At 43.3% G+C, this 10796-nt stretch carries 13 protein-coding genes; 9 read left to right on the top strand and 4 right to left on the bottom strand.

Annotated elements, in window-relative coordinates; all coding sequences use genetic code 11:
• On the bottom strand, positions 1-672 hold a 672-nt coding region (locus B3763_RS18435; protein WP_286748325.1), incomplete at its 3' end, for a class I SAM-dependent rRNA methyltransferase.
• Between the two features lie 187 nt (positions 673-859).
• Between B3763_RS18435 and B3763_RS18430 the strand changes: the two genes are divergently transcribed.
• The 9 genes from B3763_RS18430 to B3763_RS18390 all read left to right on the top strand — a co-directional run bounded on the left by B3763_RS18430 (position 860) and on the right by B3763_RS18390 (position 9145).
• On the top strand, positions 860-2014 hold the full coding sequence (locus B3763_RS18430; protein ID WP_286748323.1) for a sensor histidine kinase: 1155 nt from the start codon (positions 860-862) through the stop codon (positions 2012-2014).
• Positions 2011-2706 carry a LytR/AlgR family response regulator transcription factor gene (locus tag B3763_RS18425; RefSeq protein ID WP_286748322.1) on the top strand — a complete coding sequence of 232 codons (696 nt, stop codon included), beginning with the start codon at positions 2011-2013 and terminating at the stop codon, positions 2704-2706. Before B3763_RS18430 ends, B3763_RS18425 begins: the two co-directional genes overlap by 4 nt.
• Before the next feature lie 75 nt (positions 2707-2781).
• Positions 2782-3888, top strand: coding sequence for a pyridoxal phosphate-dependent aminotransferase (locus B3763_RS18420; RefSeq protein ID WP_286748321.1), 1107 nt, complete (start codon positions 2782-2784; stop codon positions 3886-3888).
• 26 nt (positions 3889-3914) lie between these two features.
• Positions 3915-4343, top strand: coding sequence for a nuclear transport factor 2 family protein (locus B3763_RS18415; protein WP_189631288.1), 429 nt, complete (start codon positions 3915-3917; stop codon positions 4341-4343).
• 412 nt (positions 4344-4755) lie between these two features.
• The gene (locus tag B3763_RS18410) at positions 4756-5946 is read left to right on the top strand and encodes an FAD-dependent oxidoreductase (RefSeq protein WP_286748320.1); all 1191 of its coding nucleotides are present in this window, start codon (positions 4756-4758) and stop codon (positions 5944-5946) included.
• A 21-nt stretch (positions 5947-5967) separates the two neighbouring features.
• On the top strand, positions 5968-7719 hold the full coding sequence (locus tag B3763_RS18405) for a flavin monoamine oxidase family protein (protein WP_286748319.1): 1752 nt from the start codon (positions 5968-5970) through the stop codon (positions 7717-7719).
• A gap of 293 nt (positions 7720-8012) precedes the next feature.
• Positions 8013-8207, top strand: coding sequence for a cold-shock protein (locus B3763_RS18400; RefSeq protein ID WP_189631291.1), 195 nt, complete (start codon positions 8013-8015; stop codon positions 8205-8207).
• 87 nt (positions 8208-8294) lie between these two features.
• Complete coding sequence (locus B3763_RS18395) at positions 8295-8747, top strand: cold-shock protein (RefSeq protein WP_189631292.1); 453 nt, start codon at positions 8295-8297, stop codon at positions 8745-8747.
• A gap of 146 nt (positions 8748-8893) precedes the next feature.
• On the top strand, positions 8894-9145 hold the full coding sequence (locus B3763_RS18390; RefSeq protein WP_189631293.1) for a hypothetical protein: 252 nt from the start codon (positions 8894-8896) through the stop codon (positions 9143-9145).
• 10 nt (positions 9146-9155) lie between these two features.
• Here the strand turns inward: B3763_RS18390 and B3763_RS18385 are convergent, their stop codons facing one another.
• The 3 genes from B3763_RS18385 to B3763_RS18375 are packed head-to-tail and all read right to left on the bottom strand — an operon-like array spanning position 9156 to position 10793.
• Positions 9156-9581: a hypothetical protein gene (locus B3763_RS18385; RefSeq protein ID WP_189631294.1), complete on the bottom strand. Its 426-nt coding sequence runs from the start codon at positions 9579-9581 to the stop codon at positions 9156-9158.
• 19 nt (positions 9582-9600) lie between these two features.
• Positions 9601-10278: a hypothetical protein gene (locus tag B3763_RS18380; RefSeq protein ID WP_286748318.1), complete on the bottom strand. Its 678-nt coding sequence runs from the start codon at positions 10276-10278 to the stop codon at positions 9601-9603.
• On the bottom strand, positions 10275-10793 hold the full coding sequence (locus tag B3763_RS18375) for an RNA polymerase sigma factor (RefSeq protein WP_286748317.1): 519 nt from the start codon (positions 10791-10793) through the stop codon (positions 10275-10277). Before B3763_RS18375 ends, B3763_RS18380 begins: the two co-directional genes overlap by 4 nt.
• Positions 10794-10796: the final 3 nt, after the last annotated feature.

Genomic DNA, 10796 nt, shown 5'->3' with positions numbered 1-10796 from the left:
GTTATAGCAAAAGGTATTCAACACTTTCTTGCCTGAGCTGTATTGAGCCAGCTTCTTTCGGTTTTCCCGCTGATCGACAAAAAAGCCTGTTTTTTGACCGTTCAATAGATCGAGGCTATAAGAAAGCCCCCATTCTTTGGCCATATACTCTGTGCTTGCTTCACCATAAAGAACTTCGGCTTGTGTAGAATTGGTGGCACTGGGGTGCTTCAAAATAATACACTCCAATTCGTTACCCAACACTTCTTTCAATGCCGTGGCTATATTTTTGGCCTGCAGGAACATGCCATGGGAATGAGGTTGTATAACAGCTGTTTTAGCATATACATCAATCACCAAGCCTGTGAGTGAGTCGCCTTCTCCATGCACCAGTCTATACATATTGGTATCGGCATTGGGCAATCCCAAGCGCTGACGGGTCTCCAGAGCTGATTGCAGCGATTTTTGCCAAAAAGCCTCATCAATTGGCTGGTCTTCGAAAGAAATGATGCGTATGGCTATGGAAGCATTCTGATAATGGCCAATCCCAAGAAACTGGCCTCTGTGAGACTGCACACGAACCAATTCTCCGTTGTGCAGACTTTCTTTCAGGTTTAATGCCCCACTAAACACCCAAGGGTGTCCGCGAAACAATGATTTTTCTTTACCGGGCTTTAAGGCTATGGTCTTCAATTTTTTGGCTTTTCACTAACTGCCCGCAAGTTTACATATTCTTGCAACAACCTGTAGGCAATTGACTGCCGATCTACTACTTTAAAAAGATGTGGGAGCTGGGTACACTAGCTTTTCTATGGTTATATTTTCTTTTGGCAGGTAAGGCAAATCATCATATAAAGCATCGGTTTCGTTACTTTTGATTATGCTTGGCTTGAATTTCCATGAAACCTTTCTGGTGCTCACTTCGGTGCTGGCCTGCGCGGTGCTGTTCAACCTAACGCTCTATTTTGGCTATAGAAGACAAATCACCTATTTGTTTTTTGCGGCTTATTGCGCCTTTCATATGCTTAAAGTGGGGTTGAAAACTTTACCACCGGAAGAACTGTTGATTCTTGGGTTAAAGGCCTCAGACTGCATTTACATAAGTGTCATATTAGGTCTCTTTAGCTTAAACTTGTTCTTAGGCTATTATCATAGGCTAAGTAACCTTAGGTGGTGGGCATTGGGTTTTCTGTCCTTTTCGGCCATAGCTTATGGTTGGTTGAGCGAGGACTTATTTCTTGTGGCAGGGATTGTTATTGCCATTTTGCAAACAGCCCGGTACACGAAGAAAGAACCTTCATCTATACTTTTTCTACTCGGACTCATAATGCTTTTGGCCTTTACCTTACTGGCGTTGGCCAACCTTGTGCCCTTTGGCTACTTTATTGGTACTATAGTAATGGTGTTAATGATGATGGCCGCCAGCGGAATGCGACTTTCCAAACAGACGCTCGATTATCAAATGGCGCAGCGCAAATCGGTCGAGTTGGAAAACCATCTGTTGCGAAAAAGTATTCAGCCACATTTTATTCTCAATTCCCTTACCTCATTGCAGGAGCTGATCGAAAGTCATCCTCAGAAAGCCGGTGAATTCGTTCAACATTTATCGGAAGAATTCAGCTTCTTTTCAAAGCTAAGTCAACAGCGCATGGTGAGTGTACAGGAAGAACTGCAACTTATTGAGGCTCATTTGGGCATTATGTCTACACGCCTCAACAAAGTGTTTCGCACACGCATTGAAAACATTTCAGTAGAAGATGAATTGCCTCCGGGCATACTACTTACTCTGGTAGAAAATGGAATTACACATGGGTATAGCAGTAAGCAGGAGGGACTTTTCGTAATTCGAAAAGAAGAAAAGGAGAGCTCTATTGACTTTGTGGTACATAATGACGGAGAGGCTCCTGAAAGCGTGAGAGAAGGTCTGGGCCTGCAGTATGTGCGATCAAGACTCACAGAGGTATATAAGCGATTTGAGCTCAAACACGAGTGGAACAATTTTGGATTTTCAACCCGAATAAGCCTGCCCAAATGACGGAAGTACTGATTATAGAAGATGAACACCTGGTCTTTCAGCGGCTGGCACGCTTCGTTCGCCTGGCTTTTTGCGACCGGTTGGTATTGCACCATGCCGATTCGCTTGAAACCGCCCACGAGCTATTGGAAGAACACCCAATTGAACTTACATTTTTAGACCTGAACCTGCATGGAAAAGATGGATTTAAGGTATTGGATTTCTTTTTAGCACAACCTTTTAAAACCATTGTTGTATCGGCCTACACCGACAGGGCCATTGAAGCCTTCGAACATGGTGTGCTCGATTTTGTGGGCAAACCATTTACCCAAGACCGTATTGCCAAGGCGGTAGAGCGGTTTCGCCTATCTAAGGGCACTGATACTCATTTGCAACGGTTGGCGGTAAAACTGAGGGGAGATATCACCCTGGTGCCCATAAGCGACATTCAATTTATTCAGGCTTCAGGTATTTACTCGGAATTACATACTTCTAACAAAACCTATGTCTACGATAAACCGCTCAACCACTTGCTCAAACTGCTTCCCAATCAGTTTATGAGAGTGCATCGGTCGTTTGCAGTAAATTTTTCTCTAGTTACGGATATAGTGCGGGTAAAACATAACCTCTATCATTTGCAGCTAAGTACCGGTAAAACCGTTCCTGTGAGCCGCCAAATGCGGCAACAGATCAGGCAACGCCTAATGGCATAGAACCCTCTGAAAGTAAATAGTACTGACGAGAAAGATAAACGAATACGCTTCGCAGGAATTAGTCAACTTAAGTCCATGACGCGTATTCAACAATCAATTAACCGTAGAGACTGGCTTGGAACGGCCCTTACAATGGGAGGGAGTCTGTTGCTATCTCCGTACCTCTCCAAAGAATTTTTAAGGCAAAATGATGCGGAAACAGTCATTAAACTTAATGCCAACGAAAACCCCTATGGACCACCGAAAAGCGTCTTAGATTCCATCCGTCATTTTGATGGCGAACTATTTCGTTATCAGGGAATATATGCCAATAATCTGCGTGAGCAACTGGCATCTTTTCATGGGCTGGAAAGTCAAATGATAATGCTTGGGGCCGGTAGTTCGGTTTTACTGCAACTGCTGGGACATTATGTGCAGCAGAAAAGCGCTACCCTGCATTATTGCAGCCCAACCTTCAACATCTTGCCTGACACGCTAAAGAAAGCAGGAGGGAAGCTAAACTCCTTACCACTCACTACAGACTATAAGTTCGACCTTGCTGCATTGAAAGAAGCAGATGAAACCCCGGGAGCCATTTATCTGGTGAACCCGAACAACCCCACAGGTACCTTTTATGAACGGACTGAAATGGAGCTTTTTTGTAAAAGCATTAACTCCGAAACCCTGATTATACTCGATGAAGCATACATTGAGTATGCCGGTGACGGGCAGTCTTTGGTGGGGCTTCTCAAGCAAATGCCCAACCTTATTATCGTGAGAACTTTTAGTAAAATCTATGGTATGGCCGGGCTTAGAATGGGGTATTTAATGGCTTCAGCTGCCATTATCAGGCAGTTGCAACAACTTGTTCCCTGGCCCAACCACGACTTGAGTACTCTTTCTCTTGTGGCAGCCGGTAATGCACTACAATCTAGCAGCTTTGTACAAACCACGCGAACCACAAATGCCCGGGTTATGCAATCCACCATAAAAGCACTGGAATCGCTTGGCTACCGTTGTAGCCCTTCGGTAGCCAACTTTGTCTACTTCAATACTAAGGGCCAGAATTTGCGTGCAGCGTTAGAAGGCTATGGGGTGCAAATAGGCCAGCTCGATTATGAAAATCAAACCTATGCAAGGGTCACGGTTGGTAAAGAACAAGAGATGGAAAGGTTTGTTCAATGTCTCCAAAAGCTCAATTAATAACACTTAATTAAAAATCAAAAATCATGAACATTAGTAAAATTCTGGTTTGCCTTATTGGGCTTACCATCAGTAGCTTATCGACACAGGCTCAATCGCAGAAGCAGGAAGTAGACCAGATTACCACCACGCTTAATTATTACCTGGAAGGTGGCACAAACAACGACTACGCTACTTTGGCCAAAGCTTTTCATCCGGAGGCCATGATGCAGTCAGTTGGGGGCAACGGACACCAAAACGTAAATGTGCTGGAGTTCTTTAAGAAAGGCATGAAGCCGGGCCCCAGGCAAAACCGAACAACCCGCATTGTTTCTGTCGATGTGCAAGGCAATGCTGCGCAGGCAAAGCTTACCATTACTTATGAAGGCTTTCGTTTTATCGACTACATGACTTTGTTGAAAGTAGACGGGAAATGGCTGATTGTAAGCAAGGTTTTCTATAAAGAAGATCTATAAACAATACTTATATTCAAGGATAACGGGTCAAGAGTCAGGTTGATTTTTGGCCGAGAGAGTTGGGAAGAAATCCCTTTCACCTAAGGTTAACTACCCACTAAAAGCCTGTGTGGCCGTGCGTTTTTCTGCAAATTCTGTGTAGATTTCAGAAATAATAAACACCACACCATGATCTCCACATACAAGCTCTTTTGCTTTAAAGTATTAATCAGCACAGCTTTATTAAATAAGTGCAATCTAAAGAACGGTTCCCTGTTTTATGGTGGAACCGTTTTTTTATAGCTGTTTGTCTGTGCCTATGGTCTGTTCATTTAGGCAAGGAAGCACGTCTATCAGATCTTATATTGCACATTATAATCAATTGATTTACTGATACTTAAAAACACATACATAAACAAACACCACACATATTATGAGCATTGAAAAATACGAAGTTATTGTAATTGGAGGCGGGGCTATGGGCCTGGCTTCTGCCTATTACCTTGGCAAACGCAAGGTAAAGTCGCTTGTCTTAGAACAGTATGAATTTCTAAACCAGCAAGGAAGTTCGGCTGGGGTATCCCGGCAATTCAGGATTCCATATCCTCAAGAATATATGGTGCAAATGGCTCTGGATTCCATGCCTTATTGGGATGAGCTACAATCACATGCCCAATCGGTATTATTGGATAAGGTAGGAACCCTGTGGTTTGGGGACCCAACCGTACAATCGACCGAGGGCAATATCAACGAAGCGAAAAAGGCGATGGACGCTCTTAACGTACCGTATGAATCGCTTACAAGCAGTCAGATTGAATCGCAATATCAGTTTAAGAACTTGCCTGATTCTTACGAGGGTATATTTCAGGCCGATGGTGCCAGCATAGATTTTAGAGCAACTATCGAAACTTTATTGGAGCAGTGCCACAACAACTCATACATAAGCCTGAAACAGCAATCGCCAGTAATTCACATTCAACCGGAGGGAAGCGGCTTTATGGTTTCTACCCCAACGGCTAAGTTTTTGACCGAAAAACTGATACTAACCCCAGGTCCGTTTGTGAACGATGTCATTAACCTGCTCAATTTTAGCATAGAAGCCACTTATTGGAATATGGCCTCGGCCTACTTTAAAAAAACCGAAAACAGTATACAGTATCCTACCTGGTTTGTTTTTCAGAACCCCGAAGGCACTAATGGCAATCAGTTTTACGGGTTTCCGGAAGTATACTGGGATAACCCCGAATACATACGAGTAGCTCCTGATTTTGTAATGCAATCCCTGGACGACCCTTCTCAACGCACATTTATACCCAATCCACAAGAGTTGGCCTATACTTCTCAATGGGTGAAAGACCATATGACCGGACTGGCTCCTGAACCGCTTTTTACTTCTACTTGTCTGGTGGCTCTAAGCAAAATACCAAACAAGGAACTCATTATAGATTTTGCACCAAATTATGTAGATAACTATAAGAATGTGGTGATTTATGCCACCGGCTGGGCGGCAAAGTTTACGCCATACTTAGGAAAAATTCTGGTAGACCTAAGTCTCGATGGCCATACTTCAATCGATTTAAGTCCTTTTAAAATGGGCGACCAATTCTTCAAAGCATTAAAGTAACATACAAAACAACTTTACATTATGAACAAAAACACACCACTCAACTCCGGTTTTAAAGACGGACTTCAGGTTGAAGTTGCCATAGTAGGAGCCGGAACCTCAGGCCTCTACAGTGCCTACCGCCTGTTGGACGAAAAGAAATACAACGGAAGCCAGGTACAAATATTCGACATGAACACCAAGCTGGGAGGAAGGCTGGAGTCGGTTATTATGCCGGGTATGAATTTTTGGGGCGAACTAGGAGGCATGAGATACCTTACTTCGCAAGAAATAGTGACTACGCTCATAGAAGGTTACCCACTCACTGAGCCGGACCTGAACAAACGAACTCCGGTACTTAAGGATAAAATGACACCGGTGCCGTTTCCTATGGGCAATACTTCCAAGCTACTTATGTATTTACGCAAAGAGCATTTTAAGCAAGATGCATGGGAGGCGGCCCAAAAGCAGAATAAAAAACTTACTACCCGTTACTTCCTTAACCAGGACGATATTGGCTACAGTGCCGATCAGCTCTTTAATAAAATCATTTACGATGTATTAATGGCCGACCCGTGGTTCAAAACCAACTATGGAAGTAAAGTAAGTCATGAGGCTGGCAGCTACGACTACACATTTATGCTTACCAGTCGTGATTGGGACGAGGTAAAACCCATGCTCACCTATAACTTCCCGGGCTCGCCTTATCATGCCCGAAAAGTAAACGACATAGGTTTTTGGAACCTCATTAAAGACCAGGTATCACAAGAAGGCTATCTGTTTTTGGCCAATGCCGGAGGCTACTATTCCAACACCATCAACTGGAACTCTGCCGAGGCATTTCCCTATATGGTTGGAGATTTTTCGCAAAACCCAACCTATAAAACCATTGAAGAGGGTTACGACAGTATTGCCTACGCCCTGGCCAATCAGTATATGGAATACTCCGGAGCCTGCATTTGGAGCGAAAACCAACTTCTTGACTTTGGTAAAAACGATGAGCAGTCTAAGGGCAGGTACCAGCTGACCTTCCTGAATTTAAAGAGTAATGAAAAATGGCAGGTATTTGCCAACTCCATTATTCTGGCTATGCCCAGAAAGTCGTTGGAGCTGCTCAATCAGCAAAACTTCTTCTTTAGCGATGACAGTGTAAACAACAACATGCGATCGGTGATTAAAGAGCCTTCTTTTAAGATTCTGATGGGCTTTGAACGGCCCTGGTGGAAGGAGTTGGGTATCGATTCGGGGCATTCCATTACCGATCTGCCAATGCGACAGTGTTACTACTTCGGTACCGATCCCAACAACCAGCACTCTATGCTATTGGGAAGCTATGGCGACATGGAAACCGAAACTTTCTGGAAGGCCCTTTCAGACGATGAGCTGTTGTTTGAAGTAAAGCCTACCCAGTCGGTTGGAGCCGAAGAAGTAAAGAGCCTCAACGATGTACAGGCCAGCCAGTTTATGGTGAACGAGCTAATGAATCAGCTGAGAGAGTTGCACGGTGACAGCGTAGAAATTCCCGATCCGTACATTACCTATTTCAAAGACTGGACAGACGATCCCTTCGGGGCGGGCTACCACGCCTGGAAAGCCGGTTTTAAAGTGAACCGGGTAATGCCCTACATGCGCAAACCCATTTCGGGCGAAAACATTCATGTTTGCGGAGAAGCATACTCCGATCAGCAAGGTTGGGTAGAAGGTGCATTTTGCGTGGCCGAAAATATGCTGCAAGAACACTTTGGATTAGGCTGGCCATACTGGCTCGACAAAGACTATTATTTGGGCTGGTAGAACAATCAGACCGGGGTTGCCTGTGCAAATCTTGCCTGTGGAGTAGTTTGCATGGGCCTTCAGTTAAATTATCTTGTATTTTGATGGCAGAATAGGAAATCCCATTAATTAACCCCACCTTTGCCATAAGAAATAGCAGGAGTAGCTTTTCTTTATTTAATCCCACCTGATTCAATAAAAATTTTGCCCCACTTATTTCTTGATTAAAATGCCTGAAAGGGCAAGCCTTGGGTTGTACGTCTAAACCATTTAGTACAGCTCCGGGAAATAGTAATTCATTAATGTTTAATACAATGCAAAAAGGAACAGTTAAATTTTTCAACTTCTCTAAAGGTTTTGGCTTTATTGTGCCTGCCGATGGAGGAAACGACATTTTCGTTCACCAGTCAGGTCTTACTGAAGACATCCGTGAGAATGACGAGGTAGAATTCGAAACTGAGCGCGGTAAGAAAGGTATCAATGCCGTGAAAGTAAGAGTAGTAGCTTAAGCACTAAACTTTATACCACTCGATGGTGTACCTGTGATGGGCTATCGAGTGGTTTTCAATACTTTATATTCATTTCTAAACTAATTTATGGCCCGATCACAAACCACATTCAACAAAAAAGAAAGAGAAAAAAAGAAACTTCAGAAGAAGAAAGAAAAGCAGGCAAGACGCGAAGAACGCAAAGCCAATTCTTCTGATGGTAGTCTGGATAGCATGATGGCTTATCTGGACGAAAATGGAAACATTACAGACACCCCACCAGATCCGAACGCAAAACCAAACAAGGTAAAGGCTTCGGATATTGAAATAGGTATTCCTAAAAAGGAAAAAGAAGACCTGACTGCCGAACGAAGAGGTCGTGTAGCCTTCTTTAATCATGCCAAAGGCTACGGATTCATCGATCAGGATGGAACCAAAACCCGCTACTTTGTACACATCAATAGCACCAAAGAAACCATTCAGGAAGGCGACAAAGTAAGCTTTGAGGTAGAACAAGGTCCTAAAGGACTGGTAGCCGTTCAGGTGAAAGTACTTCGCTAAACCCTACTGATTTGCCGATACTTGCAGGGTTGGGATTTTTCCGACCCTTTTTTAATGCAATTGGTTTTTGGTTCATAATTCATTGTTCATGGTTTATGACCTTCCCGAAACACAATGGCTTAAGACTTGTTATACCTAAAAAACGTATGACCCGGCAAGAAGCACAATCGGCCATAGATGCCATACCTCTGGGAGCTACACTGGAGCTTGTTAAAACCAACGGAGATATTATTCAGGTAAAACTGATGAGTAAGGACCTTAGCGCCATTGAAGCCAAAGACTATGGTGCTGTTACGGTACCCCAATTGCCTCCTGCACTTACCGTTGTAGGTGGTACCCGATTTGGCAAATACAGAATAGAACTATCGGAATTGGTGAGCATTGCCAGGGTTGGCTAAAGCATTTCGCTCAACCTGAGGTCTGAGTTTTTATAGCGCTTTTCTTTAAAAAGCCCTTTATATAGCTTGTATAAAAGTGCCCCCAGGGAATAACTATCAGCTCAACCAGTATTGCAACCCTCCAGGATAGAAAAAGCTCCTCACCGGCAGGCTTACCACTCGTGTACAAAGGGTAATAAACACCCACTACCCAAATAAGTTTATATAAGAACTGAAGCACCATAAGCGGAAGCAGTTTATATGGATACCTAATGCCAAGCAACATGAGTAGGGCATAAGCAGCCCAAACACTGTATGTAACTCCATAGATCGGATCCCAGGTGCCTTCGGGCATAAGAATTTCCCTCCATGCCTGAAAACCAACACTTACGGCCGTAGCCAGGTAAATAAACTGCAGTAAATAGGTTCTGATTTTATTGAGTCTTTGAGAATACATGCTCTGTCGATGGTTGATGTCAGGATTCGTTGTTTTCAAACGTTTCGAGTTCCTGAAGATGATTAAGTACTTTGTTTAAAGAAAAATTGATAGATAAATCTGTAAGAAATGACTGTTTGGCGAGCTTTTGCCACATGACATCATTGCCCGGTTTGTCATACTTGTTTAGCAACCAATGGGCGAAAGGAAACCAGCTCACCAACAAGAACACATGAGCCCATACCGTGAGAGGACTCTTCTGCCAGGTGTTTACAAGAGCATTGGCAATATCCCATTCAAAAAGGGTGATAATCAACGACCAGAAATAGACTATACAACTGTAGAAAATTAGCCGATTGTGCCGAATTCTTTCCAGCTTTAGCCTTTCAATCTTCTTCTGATACTTTGCTATGGGCAAAGCCACATTTAGGCTATATATACCCTGGAGTTGTTTTATGTTGAGGTACGCAACCCAACCACTAAGCAGCCATAAAAGTACTGCACCCATAACAACCGCTATAACCTGTTTGTGACTCCATAAAACCATGGTTGACCACCCCAGCATTACCAGGTTATAGAACAAAAAGAGCCATGTATTCAACTTGGTTCGGTCGATTACCCGTTCGGCCTTTTGATGCTTTACTTCCTTAAAAATCCTTAGCACCAGGTCATCAGAATTCTGGGCTTTCCATGCACTATGCAATTTATCTTCTATCATAACCCTCTTTCTTCACGTTCAAATTGTTGCTTCAATACCTTCTTTATTCTAGAAATCTTTGTTGCCACATTAGTTTTACTAATACCCAATGCAGCAGCCATATCGTCATAAGTCTGTTCATCCAAATAGAGTAACATTAATGCCCGATCTAGCGGACGCAGGCGCCCAATGAACCTATAGAGAAGCTTGCGGACTTCCTCAGTCCGGTCCAGTTCTTCAGCTTCAATTAACTCTAATTCAACCTCTTCAATGGCTCTGTACATTTGCACCCGTTTGCTGTGTTTTCGGTAAAAGGAGATGGATACATTAAGAGCAATGGTATATACCCAGGTAGAGGGTTTATACTTTGGGTTATAGTTGGGCCACGATTTCCAAAGGTTATAGCTTACTTCCTGAATGAGGTCGTCTCTATCGTTCTCTGTGTTGGAGTAGGCGTTGGCCACTTTTATAACAATGCCTTTGTGCTGCTCCAAAAGTTGGAAAAACTGTTTTTCGCTATGGTTAAATGCTTTCACTAA

This window comes from Roseivirga sp. UBA1976 (assembly GCF_002336325.1).
Classification (GTDB): domain Bacteria; phylum Bacteroidota; class Bacteroidia; order Cytophagales; family Cyclobacteriaceae; genus Roseivirga; species Roseivirga thermotolerans.
The sequence above is the reverse complement of the archived record's forward strand: the minus strand, read 5'-3'. Positions and strand labels throughout refer to the sequence as shown.

Coding starts and splice junctions, on each gene's coding strand:
- B3763_RS18430 (WP_286748323.1), top strand. CDS start 860: ATGCTTGGCTTGAATTTCCATGAAACCTTTCTGGTGCTCACTTCGGTG.
- B3763_RS18425 (WP_286748322.1), top strand. CDS start 2,011: ATGACGGAAGTACTGATTATAGAAGATGAACACCTGGTCTTTCAGCGG.
- B3763_RS18420 (WP_286748321.1), top strand. CDS start 2,782: ATGACGCGTATTCAACAATCAATTAACCGTAGAGACTGGCTTGGAACG.
- B3763_RS18415 (WP_189631288.1), top strand. CDS start 3,915: ATGAACATTAGTAAAATTCTGGTTTGCCTTATTGGGCTTACCATCAGT.
- B3763_RS18410 (WP_286748320.1), top strand. CDS start 4,756: ATGAGCATTGAAAAATACGAAGTTATTGTAATTGGAGGCGGGGCTATG.
- B3763_RS18405 (WP_286748319.1), top strand. CDS start 5,968: ATGAACAAAAACACACCACTCAACTCCGGTTTTAAAGACGGACTTCAG.
- B3763_RS18400 (WP_189631291.1), top strand. CDS start 8,013: ATGCAAAAAGGAACAGTTAAATTTTTCAACTTCTCTAAAGGTTTTGGC.
- B3763_RS18395 (WP_189631292.1), top strand. CDS start 8,295: ATGGCCCGATCACAAACCACATTCAACAAAAAAGAAAGAGAAAAAAAG.
- B3763_RS18390 (WP_189631293.1), top strand. CDS start 8,894: ATGACCCGGCAAGAAGCACAATCGGCCATAGATGCCATACCTCTGGGA.
- B3763_RS18385 (WP_189631294.1), bottom strand. CDS start 9,581: ATGTATTCTCAAAGACTCAATAAAATCAGAACCTATTTACTGCAGTTT.
- B3763_RS18380 (WP_286748318.1), bottom strand. CDS start 10,278: ATGATAGAAGATAAATTGCATAGTGCATGGAAAGCCCAGAATTCTGAT.